The sequence below is a fragment of the Eikenella sp. NML03-A-027 genome, assembly GCF_001648395.1.
In the GTDB taxonomy this organism is placed as follows: Bacteria; Pseudomonadota; Gammaproteobacteria; order Burkholderiales; family Neisseriaceae; genus Eikenella; species Eikenella exigua.
The window spans coordinates 42,827-68,839 of the sequence record NZ_LXSM01000006.1 but is presented as its reverse complement, the minus strand read 5'-3'; the positions used below and the strand labels follow the sequence as shown (position 1 = coordinate 68,839).

General features: G+C 54.8%; 24 protein-coding genes. 9 read left to right on the top strand and 15 right to left on the bottom strand.

Features of this window, described 5'->3' with window-relative positions; translation table 11 throughout:
• Positions 1-333: 333 nt before the first annotated feature.
• The gene (locus A7P96_RS03035) at positions 334-1,221 is read right to left on the bottom strand and encodes a polyprenyl synthetase family protein (RefSeq protein WP_067524647.1); all 888 of its coding nucleotides are present in this window, start codon (positions 1,219-1,221) and stop codon (positions 334-336) included.
• Complete coding sequence (locus tag A7P96_RS03030; RefSeq protein WP_003823446.1) at positions 1,214-1,441, bottom strand: exodeoxyribonuclease VII small subunit; 228 nt, start codon at positions 1,439-1,441, stop codon at positions 1,214-1,216. The genes A7P96_RS03035 and A7P96_RS03030 overlap by 8 nt, the downstream gene beginning before the upstream one ends.
• Positions 1,442-1,699: 258 nt before the next feature.
• Here A7P96_RS03030 and A7P96_RS03025 point away from each other — a divergent pair, with 258 nt between their 5' ends.
• Entirely contained in the window at positions 1,700-3,130 is a 1,431-nt protein-coding gene (locus tag A7P96_RS03025) for a sodium:proton antiporter (protein WP_067524646.1), read from the top strand.
• Between the two features lie 517 nt (positions 3,131-3,647).
• Here the strand turns inward: A7P96_RS03025 and A7P96_RS10170 are convergent.
• Positions 3,648-4,007 carry a YbaN family protein gene (locus A7P96_RS10170; protein WP_167738619.1) on the bottom strand — a complete coding sequence of 120 codons (360 nt, stop codon included), beginning with the start codon at positions 4,005-4,007 and terminating at the stop codon, positions 3,648-3,650.
• Positions 4,008-4,360: 353 nt separating this feature from the next.
• Positions 4,361-5,326 carry a PhoH family protein gene (locus A7P96_RS03015; protein WP_067524644.1) on the bottom strand — a complete coding sequence of 322 codons (966 nt, stop codon included), beginning with the start codon at positions 5,324-5,326 and terminating at the stop codon, positions 4,361-4,363.
• Between the two features lie 376 nt (positions 5,327-5,702).
• Here A7P96_RS03015 and A7P96_RS03010 point away from each other — a divergent pair, with 376 nt between their 5' ends.
• On the top strand, positions 5,703-6,734 hold the full coding sequence (locus A7P96_RS03010) for a porin (RefSeq protein WP_067449331.1): 1,032 nt from the start codon (positions 5,703-5,705) through the stop codon (positions 6,732-6,734).
• A gap of 335 nt (positions 6,735-7,069) precedes the next feature.
• Here the strand turns inward: A7P96_RS03010 and A7P96_RS03005 are convergent, their stop codons facing one another.
• The 5 genes from A7P96_RS03005 to A7P96_RS02985 form a co-directional block, all read right to left on the bottom strand.
• Entirely contained in the window at positions 7,070-8,371 is a 1,302-nt protein-coding gene (locus tag A7P96_RS03005) for an adenylosuccinate synthase (protein WP_067524642.1), read from the bottom strand.
• Positions 8,372-8,425: 54 nt separating this feature from the next.
• Positions 8,426-9,427 (bottom strand): DUF1887 family protein, encoded by a 1,002-nt coding sequence (locus A7P96_RS03000; protein ID WP_067524640.1) that lies wholly within the window; start codon positions 9,425-9,427, stop codon positions 8,426-8,428.
• Positions 9,428-9,525: 98 nt separating this feature from the next.
• Positions 9,526-10,560, bottom strand: coding sequence for a phosphoribosylformylglycinamidine cyclo-ligase (gene purM / locus A7P96_RS02995; protein ID WP_067524639.1), 1,035 nt, complete (start codon positions 10,558-10,560; stop codon positions 9,526-9,528).
• An 84-nt stretch (positions 10,561-10,644) separates the two neighbouring features.
• Positions 10,645-11,559 carry a TIGR01777 family oxidoreductase gene (locus A7P96_RS02990; RefSeq protein WP_067524637.1) on the bottom strand — a complete coding sequence of 305 codons (915 nt, stop codon included), beginning with the start codon at positions 11,557-11,559 and terminating at the stop codon, positions 10,645-10,647.
• 271 nt (positions 11,560-11,830) lie between these two features.
• A complete protein-coding gene (locus A7P96_RS02985; protein WP_156496250.1) occupies positions 11,831-12,511 on the bottom strand; it encodes a hypothetical protein in 681 nt (226 codons plus the stop codon).
• 234 nt (positions 12,512-12,745) lie between these two features.
• Here A7P96_RS02985 and A7P96_RS02980 point away from each other — a divergent pair, with 234 nt between their 5' ends.
• Positions 12,746-13,366, top strand: coding sequence for an L-threonylcarbamoyladenylate synthase (locus A7P96_RS02980; RefSeq protein WP_067524633.1), 621 nt, complete (start codon positions 12,746-12,748; stop codon positions 13,364-13,366).
• A gap of 100 nt (positions 13,367-13,466) precedes the next feature.
• Here A7P96_RS02980 and A7P96_RS02975 read toward each other — a convergent pair whose 3' ends face one another.
• Positions 13,467-13,823 carry a MerR family DNA-binding transcriptional regulator gene (locus A7P96_RS02975; RefSeq protein WP_067524631.1) on the bottom strand — a complete coding sequence of 119 codons (357 nt, stop codon included), beginning with the start codon at positions 13,821-13,823 and terminating at the stop codon, positions 13,467-13,469.
• 68 nt (positions 13,824-13,891) lie between these two features.
• Between A7P96_RS02975 and A7P96_RS02970 the strand changes: the two genes are divergently transcribed.
• Together A7P96_RS02970 and A7P96_RS02965 are read left to right on the top strand one after the other, a co-directional pair.
• Positions 13,892-14,572 carry an alpha/beta hydrolase gene (locus A7P96_RS02970; protein WP_067524630.1) on the top strand — a complete coding sequence of 227 codons (681 nt, stop codon included), beginning with the start codon at positions 13,892-13,894 and terminating at the stop codon, positions 14,570-14,572.
• Positions 14,565-14,945 carry an EthD domain-containing protein gene (locus A7P96_RS02965; protein ID WP_067524628.1) on the top strand — a complete coding sequence of 127 codons (381 nt, stop codon included), beginning with the start codon at positions 14,565-14,567 and terminating at the stop codon, positions 14,943-14,945. Before A7P96_RS02970 ends, A7P96_RS02965 begins: the two co-directional genes overlap by 8 nt.
• Before the next feature lie 124 nt (positions 14,946-15,069).
• Here the strand turns inward: A7P96_RS02965 and tpx are convergent, their stop codons facing one another.
• The 4 genes from tpx to A7P96_RS11345 form a co-directional block, all read right to left on the bottom strand.
• Positions 15,070-15,564, bottom strand: coding sequence for a thiol peroxidase (gene tpx, locus A7P96_RS02960; RefSeq protein ID WP_067524748.1), 495 nt, complete (start codon positions 15,562-15,564; stop codon positions 15,070-15,072).
• A gap of 246 nt (positions 15,565-15,810) precedes the next feature.
• Positions 15,811-16,323: a protein disulfide oxidoreductase gene (locus A7P96_RS02955; protein ID WP_067524747.1), complete on the bottom strand. Its 513-nt coding sequence runs from the start codon at positions 16,321-16,323 to the stop codon at positions 15,811-15,813.
• Between the two features lie 156 nt (positions 16,324-16,479).
• Positions 16,480-16,833 (bottom strand): hypothetical protein, encoded by a 354-nt coding sequence (locus tag A7P96_RS11140; RefSeq protein ID WP_231863624.1) that lies wholly within the window; start codon positions 16,831-16,833, stop codon positions 16,480-16,482.
• A 142-nt stretch (positions 16,834-16,975) separates the two neighbouring features.
• Positions 16,976-17,107 carry a hypothetical protein gene (locus A7P96_RS11345; protein ID WP_255361157.1) on the bottom strand — a complete coding sequence of 44 codons (132 nt, stop codon included), beginning with the start codon at positions 17,105-17,107 and terminating at the stop codon, positions 16,976-16,978.
• Between the two features lie 68 nt (positions 17,108-17,175).
• Here A7P96_RS11345 and A7P96_RS02945 point away from each other — a divergent pair, with 68 nt between their 5' ends.
• The 3 genes from A7P96_RS02945 to rpsO all read left to right on the top strand — a co-directional run bounded on the left by A7P96_RS02945 (position 17,176) and on the right by rpsO (position 19,649).
• Entirely contained in the window at positions 17,176-18,216 is a 1,041-nt protein-coding gene (locus A7P96_RS02945; protein WP_067524626.1) for a PTS transporter subunit IIC, read from the top strand.
• A gap of 137 nt (positions 18,217-18,353) precedes the next feature.
• Entirely contained in the window at positions 18,354-19,130 is a 777-nt protein-coding gene (locus A7P96_RS02940) for an RNA methyltransferase (RefSeq protein WP_067524625.1), read from the top strand.
• Positions 19,131-19,379: 249 nt separating this feature from the next.
• On the top strand, positions 19,380-19,649 hold the full coding sequence (gene rpsO / locus A7P96_RS02935) for a 30S ribosomal protein S15 (RefSeq protein ID WP_003823508.1): 270 nt from the start codon (positions 19,380-19,382) through the stop codon (positions 19,647-19,649).
• Between the two features lie 281 nt (positions 19,650-19,930).
• On the opposite strand, the gene coaBC is transcribed toward rpsO, so the two are convergent.
• Positions 19,931-21,118, bottom strand: a complete 1,188-nt coding sequence (coaBC, locus tag A7P96_RS02930) for a bifunctional phosphopantothenoylcysteine decarboxylase/phosphopantothenate--cysteine ligase CoaBC (protein ID WP_067524623.1) — start codon at positions 21,116-21,118, stop codon at positions 19,931-19,933.
• Between the two features lie 339 nt (positions 21,119-21,457).
• Between coaBC and A7P96_RS02925 the strand changes: the two genes are divergently transcribed.
• Positions 21,458-25,954 carry an autotransporter outer membrane beta-barrel domain-containing protein gene (locus A7P96_RS02925; RefSeq protein ID WP_067524621.1) on the top strand — a complete coding sequence of 1,499 codons (4,497 nt, stop codon included), beginning with the start codon at positions 21,458-21,460 and terminating at the stop codon, positions 25,952-25,954.
• Positions 25,955-26,013: the final 59 nt, after the last annotated feature.

The following is a 26,013-nucleotide window of genomic DNA, read 5'->3' as shown; positions in this document are numbered from 1 at the left end:
GCAAGGCGAGGCAACGCTGTACTGGTTTAAATTTAATCCACTATAGATTAACAACGCACAATGTAGGCCGATACGACCGAGCTTGAGCAATCGGCATTCCAGCTAGCCCATGCTGTTTCAGGCTACCTGAAAACGAAAGAAGGGCGCACCGATTTTTCAGGTAGCCCCAAATTGCAGAAGCCGTAGGTCGGACTCTCAAATCCGATATTTCCAGCATAACGGTTTTGTCGGATACAAGTATCCAACCTACGGTTTGGTGTTAGATTAAAGGCTACCTGAAAATCCTTTTAGCAGGTTTTCAGGTAGCCTTTCCCTTTTTCGGCCAGCAACCCATCAGTTCCGCCGTTCGGTAACAAAAGCGGCCAGTTGGCGCAGACGGTCGGCACGGGCATCGAAGCCGGACAAGGCCTGCTGCGCTTCGGCCACGAGCCGTTCGGCATAGTCGCGGGCGGTGTTCAGCCCCATGAGTTTGACATAAGTGGGTTTGTCGGCTTCTTGGTCTTTGCCGGCGGTTTTGCCCAATGTGGTAGTGTCGGCTTCGCAATCGAGCACGTCGTCGATTACTTGGAAGGCAAGGCCGAGTTTGGCGGCGTAGTCGTCGAGCCGCGCCAGGGCGGCATCGTCCAAATCGGGGCAGCTTAGCGCGCCCAGAGCCACGGCGGCGCGGATGAGAGCACCAGTTTTCAGGCGGTGCATGGTTTCCAATTCGGCTTGGCCGATGCGCTGCCCCACGGATTGCAAATCGATGGCCTGCCCGCCGGCCATGCCGAGGCTGCCGGAAGCACGGGCGAGGGTGTGCACCATTTGCAGCTGCCGCTGCGCGGGCAGGCCGTTGGGGCGGCTGAGCACATCAAAAGCGAGGGTTTGCAGCGCGTCGCCCACCAAGAGGGCGGTGGCTTCATCGTATTGAACGTGGCAGGTGGGCTTGCCGCGGCGCAGGCTGTCGTTGTCCATGGCGGGCATGTCGTCGTGTACCAAGGAATAAACGTGCACCAGCTCCACGGCGGCCAGGGCGGCCTCGGCAGTGGCGGCTTCGGACTGGCCCAATTCGGCGGCAGCCAGCACCAGCAGCGGGCGCAGCCGTTTGCCGCCGCCGAGCACGGCATAGCGCATGGCTTGGTGTAGCCGCTGCGGCAGGCTGTTTTCTTTGGGCAGCACGCGCTCCAACACGAGTTCGGCTTGGGCGCGGGCGCGTTGTTGCCAATTATCGGGTTTATTCATCTTGTTCCAACACCAGCTCGCGTTCCACGCCGGAATCCAGCACTTGCAGTTTCTGCTCCACCTCGGCCAGCCGCGCTTGGCAGAAACGCACTAGTTCGCTGCCTTCCTGATAGGCGGCCAGCGCGTCTTCCAGCGGCATATCGCTGGCCTGCATGGCTTGGTTGATGGCTTCCAGCCGGCTCACGGCTTCTTCAAAAGTTTTCGGTTTTTTCTTGGTCATGGCGGGTTTGCGGCAGTTTGATTCAAGGGCGGGATTGTAGCACAGCGGGCGGTCGGGTTTTAGGTAGCCTCCTCTGCCGCCTAAGTGACTGGGATAGGAAATCAAGCCTACTTAATTTTCAGGTAGCCTGCCGCCGTCATCGTATAACATATACTGACACACCGCCCGCTTTCATTTACAATCAGCACAGTAAAGCAGCCGGAATAACCCGTCCGGCTGAAATATTTTGTTTGTGACCACCCATCAAAAGGAAATCCGATGCGTATCCGAACCGCCCTCCTCCTGTCGCTGCTCGCCCTGCCGCTTCCTGCGCTGGCCGGTGAGCTCAACGGTGCCGAGCTGAGCCTGCCCTGGGGCATCCCCTTCGTGCTGATTCTGCTCTCCATCGCTACCGGCCCGCTGTTTTTCTCCCATATTTGGCACCACCACTTCGGCAAAATCACCGCTGGCTGGACCCTGGCCTTCCTCGTCCCCTTCACCCTCGTGTACGGCTTCTCCACCAGCCTGCATGTGCTGGTGCACGCCTTGGTGGCCGAATACATCCCCTTCATTTTACTGCTGTGGGCGCTCTACACCATCTCCGGCGGCATCCTCGTGTGGGGCAATCTGCACGGCAGCCCACGCATGAACACCGCGCTGCTCGCCATCGGCACGCTCCTGGCCTCCGTGATGGGCACCACCGGCGCCGCCATGCTGATGATCCGCCCCATCCTCAAAGCCAACGACAATCGCAAGCACCGCGTGCATGTGGTGGTCTTCTTCATCTTCCTCGTGGCCAATATCGGCGGCGGCCTCACCCCGCTGGGCGACCCCCCGCTCTTCCTCGGCTTCCTCAAAGGCGTGGATTTCATGTGGACAGTGCAACACATGCTGCCGCCCGTGTTGATTAGTGCCGCTGTGCTGCTCACCGTGTTCTACATCCTCGACAGCAAATACTTCGCCCAAGCTGACGAAATCCTTGCCAAAGACCCGAGCCCAGACAGCCTGCCCGAAAAAATCAAACTCATGGGCAAATGGAACTTCCTGCTCCTGGGCGGCGTAGTGGCAGCCGTGATGATGTCCGGCATTTGGAAGCCTGCACACCCTGGCCTGGAAATTTTCGGCACCCATTACGCCCTGCAAAACCTCACCCGCGACCTGATGTTGGTGGCACTGGCCATTACTTCCCTCGCCACCACCCCCAAACAGGTGCGTGCCGGCAACGAATTCAACTGGGGGCCCATCGCCGAAGTGGGCAAACTCTTCCTCGGCATCTTCATCACCATCGCTCCCGTATTGGCCATACTGCAAGCCGGCGAACACGGTGCGTTTGCCCCGCTGATTTCCCTCGTGCACGATGCTTCCGGCAATCCGATCAATACCATGTATTTCTGGATGACCGGCATGCTCTCCGCCTTTTTGGATAACGCCCCCACCTACCTCGTGTTCTTCAACATGGCCGGCGGCGACACACACACCCTGATGAACGGCCACCTGTTCCACACCCTGCTCGCCGTGTCCATGGGTTCCGTGTTCATGGGCGCACTCAGCTACATCGGCAACGCCCCCAACTTCATGGTGAAAGCCATCGCCGAACAGCGCAAAGTGCCCATGCCCGGCTTCTTCGGCTACATGGCCTGGTCGTTCGGCATCCTCGTGCCGCTGTTTATCCTGCACACCTTGATTTTCTTCGTGTGGCAGATTTTATGATTCCATAGTAGGTAAAAGGCTACCTGAAAGTGTAAGCTTCAACGAAGTTAAAACGGCTACGCAAGTTTCTGCGCAGCTGGAATTTCAGGTAGCCTTTATTATTCAAGGAAGCCACCATCCAGTACAGGCTGCCTGAAAACAAGAGCTCCAACAAAGTGAAAACATAACTATCCTTTCTCGCGAAGAAACACCATCTTGCCGCAATACGCTACTACCCATCGCCACAAAACCCTTATACTGCCAAACATTACAGCTAAAGCACTTATTGCTTCATACCGCGTTGGCTCGCCCGGTATGAAAAACAATTGCTGCAGCCGTATCCACCACGCCCGAAAGGGAAAAATCATGACTCAACAAATCCTGCAAGAATCCACCGGCACACTCTGCAGACAAACAGCTCGCTCCAATTGAAGGACTGTTTTTAAAGTACACAGCCTGTAGAACGGCACATTATTTGATACAGGAGGGGCTACCTGAAGATTTCAGGTAGCCCCTTCCTCATGTCCCCCCCTCAACTTTACTTGCTCGGCAACTGCCACATCCACACTGTTACCGCCAAACACACTATCACCATCCCCGCACCTGCCCACCAGCGCTCTGGGAAACGATACAGCATCCACGCACACGAACAGGACATCATCAACGCCGATATTATCTTGCCCTTAAGCGGAATCACCCGTTTGCGCTCCCAGTCACGCACCATCGGGCCGAAATGGCGGTGTTCGCTCAGCCAACGGTGGAAACGCGGCGATGTGCGCGACCAACAGCCTGCCGCCAGCAACACAAACGGTACAGTCGGCAAACCCGGCAAAAAAATGCCGATAATACCCAAGAGTATAGCCAGCCAACCCGCCAGCCACACCAAAGGCCGCCACAACGGTAAGTAAGAATCTTGACCAGTTTGCCGGCGATGCCGTATCCACGCCACCCCAGCCGCCAGCCCTGCCGCCAAAACCGCAATCATCCATTCCATTTTGCCCATTATTCCTAATTCTCCCGCAAGGTTTGGTACGATTGTATCATTTGGTGAAGGAAATGCGACTTATTCACATATGCCAAAATGGCGTGAATATTTTGAAATAGAGCCGCAACGGCAGCCGCATATTTTGCATAATCGTTCTTTACTTTGAAGGTTGAGGTCGAACCCGAGATAAATTTCAGGTAGCCTTTAAGTAGATGGTTTGAGGCTACCTGAAACCGGAATAATTAAAGAGACAAAGGCGGCAAACGCTACTCTTCCCGCTCTGCATTCGCAGCATCGTAAGCATCCACAATTTTCTGCACCAAGGGATGGCGTACCACGTCTTCGCTGGTAAAGGTGTGGAAATAAATGCCCTCGATGCCTTGCAGTTTTTCCCGCGCGTCTTTCAGGCCGGACTTAATATTGCGTGGCAAATCGATTTGGCTGATGTCGCCGGTGATTGCTGCCTTAGCGCCGAAGCCGATACGCGTGAGGAACATTTTCATCTGTTCCGGAGTGGTATTTTGCGCTTCGTCTAGAATCACATACGAGCCGTTCAGCGTACGCCCGCGCATATAGGCCAGCGGTGCAATTTCAATCAGCCCGCGTTCCAGCAGCTTGGTAACGCGGTCGAAGCCCATCAAATCATACAGCGCGTCATACAGCGGGCGCAGATAAGGGTCTACCTTTTGCACCAAATCGCCCGGCAGAAAGCCGAGTTTCTCCCCCGCTTCCACCGCAGGGCGAACTAATACAATGCGTTCCACCTCATGTTTGCTCATTGCGTCCACTGCTGCCGCTACTGCCAAATAAGTTTTGCCCGTGCCCGCCGGGCCTAGGCCAAACACAATATCGTGGTTGAGCAGTGCGCGGATATAACCGTTTTGGCGCGGCGTGCGTCCGCCCAGCTTGCCGCGCCGCGTTTGCAGGAAATACTGATATCCAGCTTCGCTCTTTGGCACAAAAGCCTCGTCGGCTGTTTTGGCCTCTACCGCTGAGAGCTGGATGTCGTTATCGTCCAAATCCCGCCGCTCAGCCAATTCGGCCAGCTTTAAGAGGGCGGCCCGCGCTGCATGAGCATGATTGCCAATAAAGGTAAATTCGGCAAACTGTCGCCCAATTTCCACTTCCAACACTTTACCAAGTTTTTCTAAATTCTCTTCCAGCGGCCCGCACAGCCGCTGCAAAACAGAGTTGTCTATCTCTTCAAATTTCAGGTGTACAGTGTGGCTCATAAACTCTCAAACATTTATTTCAAACTCCCGGCTGCACCGCCTTCTGACAGCCGGAACAATATAATTTATACGATAATAGGCCGTATCGCGTACCAGGGCAATCCTCGCCGCGCAACCAGATGCTGCCAGAAAGCACAGCCCTGAAACAACACAAAACCCGCCCCTCAACACAGCGCTACATTGTTGCATAAAGCATACAACTTCGCCCGCATCTGCTGTTTTGCCCGCGATTGGATTTGTTTTTTTGCCGCCGAACAATTATATTGCAGTTATGAAATCGCTAATGCGGCGATTGCGTAAGAGCTTAAATAAAGGAAGACGAAGTTTCTTTTTTAAGTGTGTATTTTTAGTTTAGACATAGATAAAGGAATGCAGCATGAAAAAAACCCTGATTGCATTAGCATTGGTTTCCTTGCCGGTTGCCGCTTCTGCAGAAGTGATTCTGTACGGTAACATCCGTGCCGGTGTTGAATTTGTTCGTGAAGGCACCTCTGCCCAGCCGAAGAGCGTAAGAAACGCTTGGGGTGTGGTTGACTACGGTAGCTACATCGGCTTCAAAGGTTCTGAAGACCTAGGTGGCAACCTGAAAGCTATTTGGCAAGTTGAAGCTAACACCAGCTTGGCCGGTGGCAGCTTTGTAAACAACCGCGACAGCTTCATTGGTTTGGAAGGTGGTTTCGGTACTGTTAAAGTTGGTCGTGTAAGCACTCCACTGAGAAATGCTGTAGTTGCCCAAGACAACTGGGAATATGGCAGCTACCTCTTAGGCTTGGATCGCTATACCCGTTTCGGTACTCGCCGTACCAGCTTGAACTATCAGTCTCCTGACTTTGGTGGTTTTGACTTCTCATTCCAGATGGCTCCTGGTGCTAACGTACACGGCGGCCGCACTAATGACGGCAAGCCGGTATTTGGTTTGGGCTTAGGTTACAAAAACAGCGGCTTCTTCGCACGTTACGCAACTGAATACGCTCGCAAATCTACCAGTGCTGCTGCCGGTCGGAAAGACAGTCACGCTCACAACCTGTCTGTAGGTTATGATGCTAACAACCTGTATGTTGCTGGTGGTTTCCAATACGCTAAAAACGTAAACACTGACTTCTTTGCAGATGCTGACGTTGCTGCTACCACCGAAAACAACGGCAAAACCACAGAGGCCCAACTCTCTGCTGCTTACACTTTCGGTGCCATTACTCCGAAAGCAACTGTAGCTTACGGTCGTGCTAAGAGTGATAATGTTCGGACCGATGGTGGCCGCTACCTGCAAGCCATTGTTGGTGCTGACTACGCGTTCTCTCGCCGTACCACTGGCTTGGTATCTGTAGGTTGGTTGCGTGAAAAAGCCAATACTAACGATAAAAACGTAAACAACTGGGGCGTAGGCACTGGCGTGGTACACAAATTCTAATTTGTGGCTAGCCTAGTCTAGTAACCCAACAAAAAGGCTTGCTTCGGCAAGCCTTTTCTTTGCCTATACTCTTCTTAATTGTTTGGAACATAGGAAAACAGGGTTACCTGAAAGTAACGCTTCAACGAAGCTAAACCAGGCAATCTGTATTTTCAGGTAGCCTTCGATTTAGTATAGCAAACTATGTGCATGGAGTGTGCCGCACGTATACTGGAACTTTCCCTTGCAATATTTCTCTCGCAATATGGCTCACAAAGTTGCTCTGCACTCACCTTGTACATGGAGGAGGCTACCTGAACCCCTTCAGGTAGCCTTTTCTCATCCAGCCCAGTGGTTTAATTGGTAAACGGATGCTGCAGCACGATGGTCTCCACGCGATCTGGGCCAGTGGAGACGATGGCGATGGGTGCTCCGCACACTTCTTCAATACGTTTCAGGTAGCCTTTGGCGTTTTCTGGCAACTGATTGAAGCTTTGTACGCCGAAGGTGGATTCTGTCCAGCCGGGTAAGGTTTCGTAGATGGGCGTGCAGCCGGCTACGGTATCGCTGCCGAAGGGCAGGATATCAGTGGTACTGCCGTCGGAAAGGGTATAGCCGGTGCAGATTTTGATTTCGGGGATGCCGTCCATCACGTCGAGTTTGGTGATGCACAGGCCGCTGATGCCGTTGATTTGGATGGAGCGCTTGAGGGCGGCGGCATCAAACCAGCCGCAACGGCGGGCACGGCCGGTTACCGAGCCGAATTCGTTGCCACGTTCGGCCAGGCCTTTGCCGGTTTCATCGAACAGTTCGGTGGGGAAGGGGCCGGAACCGACGCGGGTAGTGTAGGCCTTCACGATGCCGAGTACATAATCCAAGGCCTGCGGCGGCACGCCTGCACCGGCAGAGGCAGCGCCTGCCAAGCAGTTGGACGAGGTAACAAAGGGATAAGTGCCGTAGTCGATATCCAACAGCGTGCCTTGCGCACCTTCAAACAGCAGGCGTTCGCCGCGCTGAATGGTGTCATGCAGGCTGCGCGACACGTCGGCGAGCATCGGCAGAATACGCTCTTTGAAGGCGTTGATTTTGGCCATCACGTCATCAAACTGCACGGGTTCTGCGCCATGCAGGTGTTGCAGCTGCACGTTATACACTTCAAGGTTGGCGCGCAGTTCGTCGGACAAGAGCTCGGTATTGGCCAAATCGCCCAAGCGGATGGCGCGGCGGGCTACTTTGTCTTCGTAAGCCGGGCCGATGCCGCGGCCGGTGGTGCCGATTTTGCCGGCACCTTTGGAGGCTTCGCGGGCATGATCGAGCGCAATGTGGTAGGGCAGAATCATCGGGCAGGTGGGGGCGATGTGCAGCCGACCGGCCACGTTTTTCACGCCAGCCGCGGTGAGCTCGTCGATTTCGCCGAGCAGGGCTTCGGGGGAAACCACCACGCCCGAGCCGATATAACAATGCAGGTTTTCATGCAGGATGCCGCTGGGAATCAGGCGCAGCACGGTTTTTTTGCCGTTCACCACCAGCGTATGCCCGGCATTGTGGCCGCCTTGGAAACGCACCACACCGGCGCACTCTTCGGCCAGCCAGTCTACGATTTTGCCTTTGCCCTCGTCGCCCCATTGCGCGCCGATTACTACGATATTTTTTGCCATAATGTTGTTGCCTTTGTTGGATAATTGGTAGAAATGGTTTTTTATAACTTCTGCCTACATTAGAACCTTGATGTGTTCTGGTAGCATGGGCAGGGTAAGGAATGTTAATTCATACATACTGCTGAAAGCTTTGGCCTGTGCTTCGTCTATATCGGTAACCAGTAAGATAAAGTTTTCGGCGGGAATATTCAGCCGTTTGCGTAGGGTAAGGTATTTATCCAAATCGCGACGGTACTCACCGGTTTTGCATTCGATTACCAAAGGCTGTTTGCCAGTAGGCAGAAAGACGACATCCAGTTCATGCAGGTCTTCATTGGCGAAACGGATTTCCAAGCTTCTGGCGCAAGAGAACGAATAAGTTTTCCCCCGTTGCTTGGCTTCTTTCAATATCTGCCCGAGTGCGTACCATTCCAGCCATTCGCCACTAAAAAATTGGCGGACAGGTACGGCACTTTGTAGCTTCAAGTGGATGAGTTTATCTTGTTTTTGATAAGAATAGCGTGAAAATAGGGTGTTGCTATAAAACTCGCGGCAGAGGGTGTTAATTTGTTGGGCGTCTTTTTGCGAGTATTTCTTCAAATCTAAATTCAGCCCGCTGTGGCTATTGCGGTATGACCAAGCAATTCTGCCGATAATATCTTTGAATACGTTGTAATACTGACCAATACGTTCGGCAGCTTCATCGTAGTAGCCACTCATGTCCACGGCGGAATAGTCGAAGTTTGGGGTAATTTGTTTGTCAGCAAACCATTGCGCTAATCCGAAATGCTGCTGTGTAGTACTTAGAACTTCAGTATTCGACAATTTAATGCCGTATAGTGGATTGGTATCACTTGATTGTGTGGCCTCATTTGCTAAATTAGAAACCTGTTCGCTTTCCTGCTCTTTCAACGCATTTAGTTCACGCATAACAGCAGCGTAGCGGTTAATCAGCTGGCTGATGAAATACACGGTATCGTAAACGGTAACTGGCTGCCCACATTTTTGGCATACGGCACCTTCTTGTACAGAATGTTCCCCTAGTTGTTTACAATGGTTGCAGCGATAGACGCCCATTACCTCCCCTTTTTAATCTTATTAATCTTAATAAATAAGAAGCACTTAGATTTTTCAGGTAGCCTCCCCATACCAATAATTAGGCTACCTGAAATTATTTATGCCACCTGCGTTTGATGCTCGCTTCCCGCGCGTTCGCGGATTGTGCCTAGGCGGTACACGGTTTCGCCTTGTTCGGTGAGGAAGGCCTGCGCTGCCTCAGCCTGCTCGGCAGGCACGATAACGGCCATGCCGATGCCGCAGTTGAAGGTGCGGTACATTTCCTGCCGCTCCACGTTGCCGGCCTGTTGCAGCCATTGGAACAGCTTGGGCAGCGGCCAGGATTGGGCATCGATTTGCGCCACACAGTTTTCGGGCAGCACGCGCGGGATGTTTTCGGTGAGGCCGCCGCCGGTAATGTGTGCCATGCCTTTGATTTCAAATTTTTCCAGTGCGGCCAAAATCGGTTTCACATACAGGCGGGTGGGCGCAATGATGGCTTGGCGCAGGGTTTTGCCGCCGTCGAATTCGGTATCCAAATCGGGATTGCTGCGCTCGATGATTTTGCGGATGAGGGAATAGCCGTTGGAGTGCGCGCCGTTGGAGGCGAGGCCGAGCACCACGTCGCCGGGCCGGATGCTGCGGCCGTTGATGACTTTGCTTTTTTCCACCACGCCCACGGCGAAGCCGGCCAAATCGTATTCGCCTTCGGGATACATGCCGGGCATTTCGGCCGTTTCGCCACCAATCAGGGCACAGCCGGATTGTTCGCAGCCCTCGGCGATGCCTTTAATCACATCGGTGGCGCGCGACACATTGAGCTTGCCGCAGGCGAAATAGTCGAGGAAAAACAGCGGCTCTGCGCCTTGCACGAGGATGTCGTTCACGCTCATGGCCACCAGGTCGATGCCCACGGTGTGGTGAATATCCCATTCAAACGCTAGTTTCAGCTTGGTGCCTACGCCGTCGGTGCCGCTTACCAGCACGGGGTTTTGATACTTTTTGCTGATTTCCACCAGTGCGCCGAAGCCGCCCAAGCCGCCCAACACTTCGGGGCGCATGGTGCGCTTGGCAAAGGGTTTGATGTTTTCGACCAGTTGGTCGCCCGCATCGATATCGACACCGGCATCGCGGTAGCTGAGGGATTGGGTCATGGCACTCTTTCGGGGGAAAATTTAAAACAGGAAAACGCTATTTTACCTGATTTTAAGCAGCAGCTAAGGATTGAATTGGGCGGCCTAGTCCAGCAGGTTGTCGAGCGCACGCTCAATGGTGGGGAAGACAAACTCAAACCCCTGCTGCAACAGGGCTTTCGGCGGGGCAAATTGGCCGTCTAGCAACAAATCGGCCTGCTCGCCCAGCATCAGGCGCAACATCTGCTCGGGAACGGAAAACAACAGCGGGCGGTGCAGCCGTTGGGCGGCGGCGCGGGCAAAGTCGATCTGGGTGGTGCGCTTGGGGGCAGTAAGGTTGTAGGCCTGAAAGCCGTTGTGCGTTTGCGTGGACAGGAAACGGATGGCGGCCACGACATCATCCATATGCACCCACGGCAGGGGCTGCTCGCCGCTGCCGAGCCGGCCCGCGCAATAGCGCACCGGTTTGAGCAGCTGCGGCAAAATGCCGCCATTCCTGCCCAGCACCACGCCAAAACGGCACACGACCACCGGCACGCCGCTCTCCTGCTGTACGCGCTGTATCGCCGCCTCCCCTTGCTGGCAAAGCTGCGAAGGGAAAACATTTTGCGGCGGCGCGTTTTCCGCACACGGCGGCCAGCCCTCCGCGCTGCCGTTGCCATAATAGCCCACGGCGGAAGCCTGAATGATGAGGCGCGGCGGTTGCGGGTGGCGATGCAGCCAGTCGGCCACAGCCTGCACCGGCTGCAAGCGGCTTTGCAACAGCTCCTGCTTGCGCTGCGCCGTCCAGCGGCCTTCGCCCACCGACGCCCCCGCCAGGTTAATCAGTAAATCGGGGCGGATGCTGTCGTAGAGGTGGTGCAGCGCGGCGATGTATTCAAAACGCTTATCCGCCTCCCGCGCACGGGCCGGATGGCGGCTAACGATAATCACACGATGCCCGTCGGCCTGATACACCGCAGCCAGATGGCGGCCGATAAAGCCGCCGCCGCCGATAATTACGATGGTTTGCCGACTCATGCGCACCTCCGGCCGGCAAAAGAAAAGGCTACCTGAAACATGGTTTCTCTTTCATGCGTAAATTTTCAGGTAGCCTGCCATGTTCCGGGCGGGCGTGCAAGTTTATCGGTGTGGGGATATTCGGGCTGTGTGTTTCAGGCAGCCTCAGCGGCGCAGATTGCCTGAAGCACAATCCTCTTGCTTGGAGAAGGACAAAACCGCAAGCACTCAAAATAACTAAAGGCTACCTGAAACCTTTCAGGTAGCCTTTAATCATACTTACTACAGCAGCCTACTGATGCCGGCGCAGCTCTTGGCGCAGCGACTGCAAGCCGGAGCGGCGGTCGGCGATTTGCAATTGCAGGTTGCCGGCGCGATCAGACTGGTTGTTGCGGCGGGCGGTGGCCAGCTCGTGTTCGGCCTGTGCCAAGGCGCGTTCTTCACGGCGGATGTCGCGGGTGATGATTTCCTTGGGCGTGAGCGGTTTGGCGGCGGCAATCACCGGCGCAGGGCGCACGATGGGGGTGCTGCGGCGTTCCGGCTCAGGCTGGTGGCGCAGGGTAACGCGCATGGGCACCGGTTTACTGATTTCCACATCGCTGGCGGCTGCCACGGCTTCCTGCCACACATCGGGCAATTCGCTGCTGCCGTTATCGGCTTTGTCGGCAGTCTGTTTAACTGGCTCGGAGGCAGCAGCCACAGGTGCGGAAGCGGCAGCAGCCTGTTTAGGCAAATCCGCCTCTTCCTCGGTCAAAGATTTGGCCACGGGGCGGCAACGGCCTTGCGGCAGAGCAGTACGCACGCTGCGCCCGTCGGCGAGTTGGCAGAGATAGGAAATTTCGGCTGGAGCGGTTTCGCTGCGGGCGGCGGGAGTTTCGGTAGCGGCACTGATGCCGAAAGCCAGCAGCAAAAAGCTGGGCAGGGCGATGTGGGCTAGTTCTTCGAGCATGATTTGGTGTGTATAGCTAAGCACTTAGTTCTCCAATATAGCATTGGCACGCCTATATTAGAGAATTAATCTGCTGTATTATGAATGGATACGGTATTATATCAAACAGCAGGCACACAGGCTGCTGGCTTAGGTTTAAACAGGTAAACAGGCTACCTGAAAAACACAACGGGATTTAAGCAGCGTGAATTCAATTTAATTCAGGACAAGGCGCAGCATAAAGGCTTAAAATACTCGTTTTTCCAGCAGGAGATAGCCATGGCACAATTCTTCGCCATCCATCCCGAAAATCCCCAAGAGCGGCTGGTGAAACAAGCCGCCGAAATCGTGCGCCAGGGCAGCGTGATCGTGTATCCCACCGACTCCTGCTACGCGCTCGGCTGCCAGATGGGCAACAAAGAAGCCATGGAGCGCATCCTGGCCATCCGCAAAATCGATTTGAAACACCACCTCACCCTGATGTGCGCCGATTTGAGCGAGCTGGGCACTTATGCCAAAGTGGACAACAGCCAATTCCGCCAGCTCAAGGCCGCCACCCCCGGCGCCTACACCTTTATCCTGCCCGCCACCAAAGAAGTGCCCAACCGCACGCTGCACCCCAAACGCAAAACCATCGGCCTGCGCGTGCCCGACAATAAAATCGCCCTCGCCCTTTTGGCCGAGCTGGGCGAGCCCATGCTCTCCTGCACCCTGATGCTGCCCGGAGAAACCGAGCCGCAAACCGACCCCTACGAAATCCGCAACCTGCTCGAACACGCCGTGGACTTAATCATCGACGGCGACTGGTGCGGCACCGAACCGACCACGGTAATCGACATGACCGACGGCACCGAGCTTATCCGCCAAGGTGCGGGCGATACATCGGTATTTGGGTTGTAACCGTCAGACTGCCTACAAGCTGATAAGGCTACCTGAAAGTTCCAGGTAGCCTTTATCATATTTCATGATTGAAACGAGTATTTTTCAGGTAGCCTGAACCTTATTCCCGCCGTTTTTCACCCTCCGCCGCCAGCAAGCCGGCCAGCAGTTGTTCCGATTGGCGCAGGCTCTCGATTTGGCTGCCGATGTGTGCGAGTGTGTCGGCCAGTTTGCCGCGCAACGCTGGGCAAAAGTTTTGCGGCTCGTCATTTAAGCAGTCGCGCATCAGAGCGATGTCTTTCAGGGCGAGGCCGGCGCGGTTGAGCAGCACCACCTTGCGGACAAAGGCGATGTCTTGCTCGCGGTATTCCCGATAACCGCCCGGCGTGCGCGCAGGCACAAGGATGCCGGCACTTTCATAAAACCGCAGCATCCGCACACTGATGCCGCTTTGCTTGGCAAATTCGCCGATTCTCATCTTGACCCTCACACTGTGTCATTCTGTAAGCTCCCATCTATTGTAACCAAACAGGAGCACCTATCCCCATGAACCGTAGACAATTTTGTGCCGCTGCAGGCGCGGGCGTATTGCTGGCAGGCTGCAAAAACCTGGCCAAACCGCAGGGCGAGCCTGTACGCGTGTTTATCATCCACGGCTACGGCGCCACAGTGGCCGACCATTGGTTTCCATGGCTGGCACGGCAACTGCAGCAACAAGGCATAACTGCCCTGCCCGTTGCACTACCCGACAGTATGCAGCCCGATTACCACCGCTGGCAAGATGCGCTCTCGCAGGCAGTAGGCATGCCGTCCGGGCGCACAATTTTAGTGGCGCACAGCCTAGGCACGATTTCGCTGCTGCATTATCTGAGCCGGGTTCACCCGCACAAAGTAGGCGGGCTGGTGCTGGTGTCTGCCTTCGGCGCACGCGTTCCCTCGCTACCGCAGATTAACGGTTTTAATGTAGACAACTATGTCGACCAGTGCCCGGTGGATTTCGCCGCCATACGCCAAATGACGAGCCGGATTGCCTTATTTACCGCCGATAACGACGATATCGTGCCGCCGGAAAACACCCGCCGTTTGGCGCGGCAGTTGGACGGCAAATTGGAAGAAATCCCCGGCGGCGGCCACTTTTTGGGCAGCGAAGGTTTCACCGAATTTCCGCAGGTATTGCAAGCGGTAGAACACATGGCAGCGGCCATTCAAGGAGAAAGCCATGTTTAAAATCACCATGCTGGTGAAGAAGAAAGCCGAATTATCGCAACAAGAGTTTTTGGCACACTGGGCGTCGCATTCGGCCAAAGTGTTGCAATACCAAAACATCCTCCGCATCCGGCGCTATGCCAAAACTCTACCGCTGGACGCCGCCTCCCAGCAGGCCTCGCAACGGCACACCCAAGCATTCCACTTCGATGCCATGGGCGAATTATGGTATGACAGCCGCGAAGACTTCGCCGCCGCCCGTACCACGCCGGAAGGCGCCGCCGCGCTGGCCGAGCTGCGGGCAGACGAAGTGCGTTTTGTGGATATGGCACAATCGGTGATGTGGTTGGGCGAGGAAGAATGTGTAGTCAGCTTGGCCGGAGAAGCAAACTGAAGGCAGCACAACGATTTTGTGTGGCCTATCTTCCAGCTTTCAGGTAGCCCCTGCCCTACCCAAAAACAAAACCGCCTGCATCCATTGTGTGTAGGCGGTATCGTTTTGGCGTGGCTAAGTCGGGTTACAGCACGGCCAGGGCGGCTTCGTAGTTGGGCTCTTGGCCGATTTCGGGCACGAGTTCGGCGTGCAACACTTTATTGTTTTCATCCAGCACCACCACGGCACGGGCGGTGAGGCCGCGCAGCGGGGTGTCGGCCAGGGTGATGCCGTAGTCGGCGCCGAAGCTGCTGCGGAAGCTGGAGAGCGTTACCACGTTTTCAATGCCTTCCGCGCCGCAGAAGCGGGAAAGGGCGAAGGGCAGGTCGGCAGAAACGCACAGCACCACGGCATTTTGCAGCGCGGCGGCGCGTTGGTTGAAGGTACGCACGGATTGGGCGCACACGCCGGTGTCAATACTGGGGAAAATATTGAGCACTTTGCGTTTGCCGGCGAAATCGGCCAAGGTTTTGTCGGACAAACCGGCGGCGGTGAGGGTGAAGGCGGGAGTGGCGGCGCCAACGGCGGGCAGGTTGCCTACAGTGTTGGCGGGCGTGTCGCGGAAGGTGATGTTTGCCATTTTGCTATCCTTTTCTTGATGTTGATGAAGATTGCTGTTACGCGGCGGCAAGGATAGAGGTTTTTCTACGGATTGCCAAGCAATGGCTACCTGAAAGCGCAGCTTCAACGCAGTTAAAACGACGCGCAGCAGCGTTTTGTGAGGCAATACAAAGCGGCGAGCCGCAGGCAATACAAAAATACAGCCAAGCAACCCAACACCATATCGGCCATTCAGCCGGCTCACTATCCAACTTTTCAGGTAGCCTCACCCATCCAAGGCATCCAACAAAGCAATCCGCGCGCGCAAGCCCCAATAGCTGGCCAGGCCGGTGGTGCTGTGGCGCACACGGCCGTTTTTCACCAGCACGATAGTAGGCGTTACCTGCACCTGCCATTGCCGCGCCCAGCCGCCGTCTGTATCATTTACCGTATCGAATTGCCAGCCGTGCGTTTTCAGGTAGATCCTCACTTCTTCATCGCCGCCCGACTGCAAGGCCACACCCACCACAGGCACGCCGTTGCGCGCGAGTTTGTCCACCGCCGGAGAGGTGTGCCGGCAGATGCCGCACCACGAACCCCAGAAATACAGCACGGTAGTGCGGCGGCCGCCCAGTTCGGACAAGGTGGTTTGCCGCCCTTGCAGGGTGTGTAGCGGCAGTACGGCAGTCTGGGGCGGCACGACAGGGGCGCGATACCAGTCAAGCAGCAGGCTGATAACGATAAAGGCGGCAGCCATCGTGGCGGCTTGGCGCAGGAAGGAGAAAAGGCGTTGGCGGATGGGCAGCATGGTTTGGTTTGAATGGTGTGGAAGGATTGGTTTTTAACTTCATTAAAGCTGCGCTTTCAGGCAGCCCTAATCCCCCAATAATAAAGGCTACCTGAAAAACGATGCGAAGCAAAGTTTCTGTGAAGCTAAAGCGCAGCTTCAATGAAATTAAAACGAGCAGAAGCTAAAATTTTTTGGCAGCCTATGTTGAGCCTTATTTTTCTTGCAGCTTGCGGATTTCGTTTTTGAGCCATTCAGCCCAGTTGGAACGTTGGCGGCAGAGGGCTTCACTTCAGTAGAGGCAGTCCCTGCCATACCGCGCGAAGCTTCGGTATTGCGGGCAAACATTCGGGCAACAAAGAAGGCAAACGTTTCCGCGCTTTGCCACATGCCGCCATGCTCGCCATACACGCGGCAGGCTTCAGGGTGGAGCACATCAAGCAGGGCTTCGATTTCGGGTTGCCGGGCAAGCCATGAGCCATTGTCATCATCAATAAGTTGGGCACTTCCTCCAGCCAGCATTTGATGTTTTCCAGCCCCTGAAAGCGCGGGTTGTGCCAGAGCAGGCACAGGGGCGCAGGCAGAGCTTTAGTTTCCGGTATGCCTTGCGGGTTATTGTGGTCAAATCGCCAAACAAGTTCATACAGGACGCGGTTGTGCTTGGTTACGGGCAGGGCGAGCAGGATGTCGCGGACTTGCTCGGGGTATGCCAGAGGCTGAGTTTGGTCATGATGTATTCGGTGTGGGGTTGGCCGGTTTCAGGTAGCTTTTCCGTTTCCGCGCCCAAGCCACGCAAATTTGCGCTCTTTTATCGGCAGCGTTATATTTCTCCATACATAAATCTTTCTCCAAAGGAGTGAAACCATGGAAAAACTCACCCCCAAATCCTTCATGATGCACCTGCTCAACGGCTCGGCCTTGGGCATTGTGGTAGCTCTGGTGCCGGGTGCGCTGTTGGGCGAGCTGTTTAAGGCGCTCACGCCGTATTGCGAGCCGCTAGGCATGCTCACACAGATGATTGGTGCCACCAACGCCATGGTCGGCATCGCCGTAGGTGTGTCCATCGGCTATATGTTTAAATTCACACCAATTGAATCGATTTCGGTGGGGATGGCTACCATGGCTGCCGGCGGTGCGGTGCGTTTTGCCGATGGCATCATCCAGCTCAAGGGCACGGGCGATATTTTCACCATGGTGTTCACTGCCGGCATTGCCGCCGGCCTGATTGTGCTGCTGCGCGGCAAGGTGCGCGGCTATGCGATTTTGGTGGTGCCCGTGGTGAGCCTGTTTGTGGCGGGTGCGCTGGGGCGGCTGGCGTTTCCGTATTTCATTGCCTTTTCTCAGCTGCTGGGCTCTTGGATTGCCCACCTGCTCACGCTGGAGCAAACGCTGATGGCGGTGTTGATTGCCATCGCGTTTGCCTGCCTGATTGTGTCGCCGGTGTCTTCCGTGGGCATTGCTACGGCAATTCATTTGGCTGGCGTGGGCTCGGGTGCGGCCAATTTGGGCATTTGCGCCTGTGCGTTTTCGCTGGCCGTGGCCGGGCGGCGGGTGAACCCGTTGGGCACTTGCGCGGCGCATTTTGTGGGCTCGCCCAAGCTGTCCATGCCCAATATCATGGCCAAACCCAAGCTTTTGCTGCCGATTATGCTCAATGCCGCGCTAGCCGGGGTGCTGGCTTCGCTGTTTCAAATCCAAGGCACGGAATTTAGCGCGGGCTTCGGCATCAGCGGCCTCATCGGCCCGGTGAACCATTTGAAACTCGCCGGCTGGGGCGTGGGGCAACTGGCGGTGTCGCTGCTGGTGTTTGTGATTGTGCCCGTGGCCGGGGCGTTTGCGGTGGACTGGCTGTTTGTGAATAAGCTTAAATGGATTGCTCCGGAAGATTACAAGATTGATGTGTAATGGGAAGAGGCTACCTGAAAAATGGGAAAGCAGTTTTAACTTCGTTGAAGCTACGCTTTCAGGTAGCCTTTGGTTCGTGTGCCGAAAGGCTACCTGAACAAGCAAAATTACCTTGCCCTACTATATAATCTGCCGCCATGAACACCATCGAATCCGCCCAAAACCCCGCGCTCAAATATCTGGCCAAACTGCTGCGCAGCGCCCGTGCGCGCCGCGAGAGCGGGCAGGCCGTACTGGAAGGGGCGCATTTGCTCTCCGCCTATTTGCAGGCCGGCGGGCAGGTGCTGCAAGCTTATGTGCCGGCAAGCAAAATGCAGCAGCCGGAAACCGCGCAGTTGCTCTCACAGCTACCACTCGAACAGGTGGTGCAGACGGCGGGCGCGGCCTTGCAGAAAATCACCAGCCTCACCGATGCCGAAGAAATCACCGCGCTGATTGCGCTGCCGCCCACCGAGCCGTTTGATGCCGAGGCCGATTGCGTGGTGTTGGAACATATTCAAGACCCGGGCAATATCGGCACGATTCTGCGCAGCGCGGCAGCAGCGGGCGTGGGGCAGGTGGTGCTTTCCGCTGATTGTGCCGATGCGTGGTCGCCCAAGGTGTTGCGCGCGGGCATGGGGGCGCATTTTGCGTTGTGCTTATTTGTTGAGCCGGATTTGGTGGTGTGGCGGGAACGATGCCGCGTGCCGCTGCTGGCCACCGCGCTGCGCCGCAACAGTGTGAGCCTGTACGATTGCGATTTGCGCGCGCCTGCCGCCTGGCTGTTTGGCAACGAAGGCGCGGGCGTGAGCGAAACCATGCTGGCGGTAGCCAGCCGCCTTGTACATATTCCGATGGCGGCACAAACCGAATCGCTGAACGTAGCGATGGCGGCCACTGTTTGCCTGTTTGAGCAGATGCGGCAGCGGTTGTAGTGGAAGTTCGGTTTTCGGCTAAAAGGCTACCTGAAAACTCAGCTTTCTTTGGAAGCCTCGTTTTCAGGTAGCCTTTTGGTTGCACAGCGGCATCATCTTTAATACGATTTTGCCTATGCGGCTGTTTTTGGCAGCGGTTTTGTGCCATAATTCGCGCCTGCCTGTTTTAGCAGGCACTAGGAGTTGGCGTGGGTCTTCCCGGCTCGGCCAGCTTGTCCGGCCGCAAGGCTATATTTTTGGAGTTTTATTATGGCATTAACCGTAGAACAAAAAGCGCAAATCATCAAAGATTTCCAGCGCAAAGAAGGCGATACCGGCTCTTCTGAGGTGCAAATCGCTCTCTTGACTTTCCGCATCAACGATCTGGCTCCGCACTTCAAAGCCAACCCGAAAGATTTCCACAGCCGCCGCGGCCTGCTGAAAATGGTGAGCGCCCGCCGCCGCCTGTTGGCCTACCTGCGCAACACTGATGTGGATACCTACCGCGATGTGATTACCCGCTTGAATCTGCGTAAGTAATCTTTGCCCAATAAAAACCGTGCCGCTGGAGCTTTCCGGCGGCACGGTTTTTTGTTTTAGCTGCTCTTTAACTTGATAGCAACTCAGCTTTGACTTTGCCAAAACCTCGGTCCGCTTCGCAGAAACTCGTCCTCCTGAGGAAACCTCGTTTTCAGGTAGCCTGTCGGGTGTAAGGCTACCTGAAAATAGTATCGTTCAAGCGTTGCTTTTGGGCAGCTGCGTTGGTTCTTTTTCCTGCTCTGCTTGGTATGAAAAACGCGCTACAGCCATAGGGCAGGCTTTCAGGTAGCCTTTTCCAACAGGTGGGCGATTTCGGCCACGATGGCATCAGCGGTATCGCGTTTGCCCATTTCCGGCAGCGCGGTTTCGGCTGAATCGCTGATGAGCGTTACTTGGTTGTTGCCGCTGCCCATGGCGCTGACGGCGTGGTTGGCCACGATCAGCGGCACGCCTTTGCGCAGCCGTTTGGCGCGGGCGTGTTCGAGCACGTTATGGCTTTCGGCGGCAAAACCCACGCAGAAGGGCGCGTTGGGCAACCGAGCCACGGCGGCGAGGATGTCTGGGTTTTCGGCCAATTCGATAACGGGCGGCGTGCCGCTGCCATTTTTTTTCAGCTTTTCGGCGCTGCGGTTGGCCACGTGATAGTCGGCTACGGCAGCTACGCTGATGAATACATCGCAGCTGCCTACTTCCCGCACCACAGCTTCGTGCATTTCACGTGCGCTGTGGGTATGGTACACGGCCACTCCGGCGGGCGGGGCTACCTGAAGCTGCCCGGCCACCAGCACCACTTCTGCTCCAGCAGCACGGCAGGCCTGTGCCAGCGCCACGCCCATTCGGCCGCTGGATAGGTTGGTGATGCCGCGCACGGGGTCGATGGCTTCAAAGGTGGCGCCGGCCGTGAGCAACACGCGTTTGCCGGCCAGCAGTTTTGGCGTCCACAAATCGGGCAGCAGTTCGGCCAATTCGGCGGCTTCGAGCATGCGGCCTTCGCCGGTTTCGCCACAGGCCTGGCTGCCGCTGGCGGGGCCGAACACGGTAATGCCATCGGCTTGCAGTTGGGCGATGTTGCGCAGGTTGGCCTGGTTTCGCCACATTTCCACGTTCATGGCGGGGGCAACGGCCAGCGGGCAGGTGCGGGCGGCGGCCAGGGTGGAAAGCAGGTTGTCGGCTATGCCGTGGGCGATTTTGGCCAGAGTGTTGGCGCTGGCGGGAGCGATAAGGAATACGTCGGCCTCGCGGCTTAGGTGAATGTGTGCCATGCCGTCGGCGGAATCGGCAGTATCGTCCGTCCACACAGTGTGCCCGCTTAGGGCTTGGAAGGTTTGCGGAGAAACGAAACCGGCAGCGGCGCAGCTCATGGCCACGCTCACGGTATGCCCCTGTTTTCTGAGCAGGCGTACGAGTTCGCAAGATTTGTAGGCGGCAATGCCGCCGCTGATACCGAGCAGAATGTGTTTGGTGGGCATGGTGCATGGCGTGATGTGAAAAGATGGGCGCTATGGTAACACAGGGATGGGCAGGGTGTTTCAGGTAGCCTTCGGATAGGGAAATGCTACCTGAAACTAGTTGTTGCACATTAGATAACAGAGAAACAGTATCCATTTAGAGTAATCAGTTCAAAGAGATGTGTTGTATTGCTGTTTTGTATCTTTTATCCATCAATTGCTGTTGTTGGAGATAAGTTTTCGTTAGTTCTCTTGTTTGCATATGTTAGAATCCGCCGTTTTTATTTTGCGGAACGGTATGCGAGCATTTGAAACCTGTTCAAATGCATCAGCGTATTTGCACTTTAAGGAGTTAATTTAATGAATAAAATTTATAATATCGTGTACTCTGAAGAGCGTGGCACCTGGGTGGTGTGCTCAGAATTGGAGCGCGCTAGCCGGAAGAAGTCTTCCAGTAATTCTGCCGCCAAGATGCTGGCTTCTGCTGCGGTGATTGGTCTTGGCGTATCTGCTTTGCCCGCAGCGGCTTCTACCTGTGGTAATGGTAGTGCTGTTACCAGCGGTGGCAGCTGCGATATGGGTATTTATACTGCCGCTGCGAACGATAATAAAGTCGGCCAAGCTTTGGTAACCGGTGGCGATACTGTTACCTTAACTTCACCCGATATCAACAACATCACCGGTAATGCGAATGATCGTTCTATCCGAAGCGGGAAATTGAGCGACCTCTTTACCGACCCCACAATTCTTGCTGAGCTGAACCAGCGCCAACGTCTGCTGGCCAATCAAAAAGGCCGCACAGTTAATGTAACTGATCCTGCAACCAACAGTAATCAAACAGTAAACGTTTACAACAACGTTGGCTCTATATCTGCGGCGGACATTCAAAGTACTGTATCAACGGGTAATGACATATACGTTGATATGCGCTTGGGTACCGCCAATGGCAACGGCAGCAAAATTATTGCCAGCTTAGGTGATCCGGCTGCTACTATGGCAGATGAGACTACTACTAAAAACACTGTAAGAACACTGATTGCTTTAAAAAACTCTCGTCTGGTGCAGGCCGAAAATGGCGGATCGGCAGAATGGGTCTCTAAAAACCGCATTTACTTTGAAGAAACCCGTGTAGCTTCCCAAGAGTTGGCGATTAGTCAAGATTTGTTTAAACCAAAAACCGTTACCTTCAAGGGAGTAAGTCACACACTGAATACAGTGCAGGATCTGATTAACTATAATAATAATGTATTAATTCCTGCTGTTGGTACTCCAGGCTTTGCCAACGCCGGTGAAACCCAACAGGCGGCATATGATCGCTATTTCAATGAGGCTGCTGCGACTGAAACGAAGGTTTTCCGACAAAACAACTCCATTAACACCCATCCAGATTCCACCCTTCCGATTGGTGAACGCTGGGTGCTGGCTGCAACCGGTGCGGGTTCTACTGCCACCATCAAGAATGGCGGGCAAATTGATGTAAGCCCCGGTTTGGAATCAGGCAACGGTGGCGGCATGCTGGCCGAAAACGGCGGCAAAGCAGTCATTGAAGAAGGGGCACAATTGTCCGGCCGTTTTAACAGCCTGACCGTGCGCGGTGCGGGCAGTACAGCAGTCAACAATGGTGTGATTTCTGGTGGTTTCTTTGCGTCTGATAATTACGACACAACTCAAGCTAGCCAAGCCAACAAAAACGACTACTATTCTTTGTCTACCACCATTCATGCTACCAATAGCGGTAAATTTGAAAACAATGGCATCATCAATCTTGCCGGTTATACCTATCAAGGTTATTCACATAACAACTATGCACTCCGCGTAAATAACAATGCCACGGCAACCAATAAAGCCGGCGGTGTTATTAATGTAGCCGTAAACAGTGCTCCGAATAGCGGTATTACTGGTGTACGTGTAGAAAAAGATGGTACGTTTAACGGTGAGAAAGATAGCCAGATCTTCATCGGCCGTGCTGCACAATACAGCAAAAATGCGCCGACTAAGCTGATTGGTAATGCTACTGACCAAGTTGGCATCTTGGTTAATGGTAGCAATGCTGTTGTTAATCACGATGGTAAGATTACCATTGGTGAACAGACCCAAGGTGCTACTGCGATCCGCGTAGGTAAAGACAGTACGGCTTCGACAGTAGTTAATTTGGGTGCAGACAGCACCATCAATATTGAAGGTAAGGCTCGCGGTGTTGGCGGTGCCCAACCAAAACAAAACGTTGGTATTCAGGCGCAAAACTCTGGTGCAGCTCAAATTACTAATGCCGGTGCAATCAATGTAATTGGTACGAATGCTGTCGGTGAAAATGTTGTGGCTGAAGCAGGGCATACAGCAAAAATCACCAATACTGCCAGCAGCAAAATTACGGTAGAAGAGGCTTCTGCCAACCAGGTTACTCGTAACTACGGTATTTATGCTGACGGTCAGGGTACTGGCAAAGCTGATGTGGTTGCAGACGGTACGTTGACCTTGAAAGGTGACAACGTAATCGGTGCGCACGCACGCGGCAATTCAACAATGACCGTCAATGCGGGCATGAAAGCCGTATTCGATAATTCTACCAATGCGAAAAACCAAATTGCTTACCACATCAATGGTGGCAATGCTGTTGCCAACGTAGCTGCCTTGGCCAACAGTACCGACATCACTACCGAGAACTCCACTATGTTCCGTGCAGATGCTGGCGGTACCGTAAATGCATCCAACCTCACCGTTACTGCATCCGGCAAAGATGCCGTGATTCTGGCTAGTGATGGCGCTGATGCGGCAGGTAAGGCTTCTGCCATCAATGTGAATAATGGCACTTATAACCTGACCGGCAGCGGCTCTAAAGTGGCCTTGGTATCCGGCGGCGCAACGGCAACCCTGAAAGGTACGGCCAATATTGCCAATACTGCCGCCAATGCAACCATTGGTATAGCAGATGGTAAAAACCACGGCTTAAACAACCAAACAGTTGCCGGTAGTTCACCTAATAACAAAACCAAACTGGTTTCCAATCTGAACACCACCACCAGCGCAGCTGGTGTAACCGGATACACTGCGCAAAACAGCAGCACAGTGGACTATTCAGGTAGCCTGAATCTGAATGGCGCCAACAGCGTTGCCGTACAAACGCTGAATAACGGTACAGCCAACCTGAACAACGCAACGGTGAAAGCCAATGGTGATGCTTTGCGAGCCAATGCTGGCAACAACACCATCAACGTTAATGGCGGCACGGTAACCGGCACCACCAACGTATTCAATTCAGTTGCTGGCACCAACTCACTCGTTGCCACTAATGGCGCAGTGCTGAATGGTGTTATGTCGCTGGCGGCAGGTACTTCCTCTGTAAATCTGGGTAACGGCACCACCTGGAACAATACCGGCAATTCCACCGTAACCAGCTTGGATAACTCAGGCACCGTAGCCTTTGCCACACCGGTTGCAGCTGCTGTTGGTAATTACAAAACCATCACCGTAAACGGCAACTACACCGGTAATAACGGTAAATTGGTGGTGAACACCCTGTGGAACAGCGATGCCGACAAAGATTCTGATCACCTGATCATCAAAGGCACCGCTAGCGGTACTACTGTGGTTAGCACGCCGAACGGCATCATCGGTAACATCCGCAAAACCAACGCCCAGCAATTCTCGTCTGACGTGGTTACTGTAGAAACACCGAGTACCAATGCCCCTGGTCAGCAAGAAGGCCAGCCTGACGGCAATGCCATCTTCACCGGTACGGCTAATACCACCAATGCCGGCCAAGCTCAGCTTGTATTGAAGAGCACTGCTGGCGGTAAAAACGTGTATGCCTGGACGCTGTTTGCCGACCCCAATGCAGGCCCGTCGACTTACATTTACGCCCCTGCCGTGGCCGGCTATGTGTTGATGCCGCAAGTGAACCAAGAAATTGGCCACCACACTATCGGCACCCTGCACGAGCGCCGTGGCGAGAACCAAACCCTTGCTTGGGATGATTGCGCCCGTTGCGGCGAGCAAGCCAAAGGCCAAACTTGGACCCGCCTCCTTGGCAGCCGCCTCGATAGCGATGGCAAAGAACGCTTCAATTTTGAAACCAAAATGGGCGGTTTCCAGATCGGTCACGACTTCGCTGTTCACCGCAACGATAAAGGCGGCCACCGTCTCACCGGCGGCTACCTAGCCTATACCCGAACCAGTACCGATTTCTTCGACCGTTATCGTGCTGTAAACGGCAGCATCAGCCCTGACCACTACAGCGGCAAAGGCACTACCGATGCGGTTAGCCTCGGCTTGAGCAACACCTACTATGCTGCCAATGGCAGCTACTTCGACTTGGTTGGCCAGCTGAGCTGGTTGCGTAATAAATACCAAGATCGCGACAGCACCAGCGTGAAACAAAACGGCTGGGGTGCTGCCCTCTCTGCCGAAGTTGGCCGTCCGTTTGCCTTAGGCAGCCATGCCGACAACCAAGGTGGCTGGCTGATTGAGCCGCAGGCACAACTGGTATACCAATACGTTGGTCTCAAAGATTTCAACGACGGTATCCGCCAAGTTAGCCAAGACAAGCAGCACAGCTTGCGCGGCCGCCTCGGTGCCCGCTTGGCCTACAACGGCCCCAGCCGCAGCCTGCGTACCAACACCTTCTATGCCGTGGCCAACGTATGGCACGACTTTATCAAGCCGCATGGTGTAGATATCGGTGAAGACAATGTGCGCGAGAAACGCAACGCCACTTGGGGTGAAGTTGGCCTCGGTGCCCAGCTGCCCGTATCCAACAACGCCTATGTGTATGGCGATGCCCGCTACCAACACAACTTTGGCAGCACCAGCCGCCATGGTTACCGTGGCAGCGTAGGCTTCAAATACACTTGGAAGTAAGCGTTTGATGCAGCAAAGGCTACCTGAAAAAGTTTGAACGAACAGTTTTCAGGTAGCCC

What these genes read in the sequence shown, in the direction of transcription:
- A7P96_RS02970 (WP_067524630.1), top strand. Translation starts at nt 13,892, where the DNA reads ATGAACCGTAGACAATTTTGTGCCGCTGCAGGCGCGGGCGTATTGCTG.
- A7P96_RS03025 (WP_067524646.1), top strand. Translation starts at nt 1,700, where the DNA reads ATGCGTATCCGAACCGCCCTCCTCCTGTCGCTGCTCGCCCTGCCGCTT.
- rpsO (WP_003823508.1), top strand. Translation starts at nt 19,380, where the DNA reads ATGGCATTAACCGTAGAACAAAAAGCGCAAATCATCAAAGATTTCCAG.
- purM (WP_067524639.1), bottom strand. Translation starts at nt 10,560, where the DNA reads ATGACCCAATCCCTCAGCTACCGCGATGCCGGTGTCGATATCGATGCG.
- A7P96_RS02940 (WP_067524625.1), top strand. Translation starts at nt 18,354, where the DNA reads ATGAACACCATCGAATCCGCCCAAAACCCCGCGCTCAAATATCTGGCC.
- A7P96_RS02925 (WP_067524621.1), top strand. Translation starts at nt 21,458, where the DNA reads ATGAATAAAATTTATAATATCGTGTACTCTGAAGAGCGTGGCACCTGG.
- coaBC (WP_067524623.1), bottom strand. Translation starts at nt 21,118, where the DNA reads ATGCCCACCAAACACATTCTGCTCGGTATCAGCGGCGGCATTGCCGCC.
- A7P96_RS02945 (WP_067524626.1), top strand. Translation starts at nt 17,176, where the DNA reads ATGGAAAAACTCACCCCCAAATCCTTCATGATGCACCTGCTCAACGGC.
- A7P96_RS11140 (WP_231863624.1), bottom strand. Translation starts at nt 16,833, where the DNA reads ATGCTGGCTGGAGGAAGTGCCCAACTTATTGATGATGACAATGGCTCA.
- A7P96_RS03030 (WP_003823446.1), bottom strand. Translation starts at nt 1,441, where the DNA reads ATGACCAAGAAAAAACCGAAAACTTTTGAAGAAGCCGTGAGCCGGCTG.
- tpx (WP_067524748.1), bottom strand. Translation starts at nt 15,564, where the DNA reads ATGGCAAACATCACCTTCCGCGACACGCCCGCCAACACTGTAGGCAAC.
- A7P96_RS03010 (WP_067449331.1), top strand. Translation starts at nt 5,703, where the DNA reads ATGAAAAAAACCCTGATTGCATTAGCATTGGTTTCCTTGCCGGTTGCC.
- A7P96_RS03005 (WP_067524642.1), bottom strand. Translation starts at nt 8,371, where the DNA reads ATGGCAAAAAATATCGTAGTAATCGGCGCGCAATGGGGCGACGAGGGC.
- A7P96_RS03015 (WP_067524644.1), bottom strand. Translation starts at nt 5,326, where the DNA reads ATGAGCCACACTGTACACCTGAAATTTGAAGAGATAGACAACTCTGTT.
- A7P96_RS02975 (WP_067524631.1), bottom strand. Translation starts at nt 13,823, where the DNA reads ATGAGAATCGGCGAATTTGCCAAGCAAAGCGGCATCAGTGTGCGGATG.
- A7P96_RS03000 (WP_067524640.1), bottom strand. Translation starts at nt 9,427, where the DNA reads ATGGGCGTCTATCGCTGCAACCATTGTAAACAACTAGGGGAACATTCT.
- A7P96_RS02990 (WP_067524637.1), bottom strand. Translation starts at nt 11,559, where the DNA reads ATGAGTCGGCAAACCATCGTAATTATCGGCGGCGGCGGCTTTATCGGC.
- A7P96_RS03035 (WP_067524647.1), bottom strand. Translation starts at nt 1,221, where the DNA reads ATGAATAAACCCGATAATTGGCAACAACGCGCCCGCGCCCAAGCCGAA.
- A7P96_RS02965 (WP_067524628.1), top strand. Translation starts at nt 14,565, where the DNA reads ATGTTTAAAATCACCATGCTGGTGAAGAAGAAAGCCGAATTATCGCAA.
- A7P96_RS02980 (WP_067524633.1), top strand. Translation starts at nt 12,746, where the DNA reads ATGGCACAATTCTTCGCCATCCATCCCGAAAATCCCCAAGAGCGGCTG.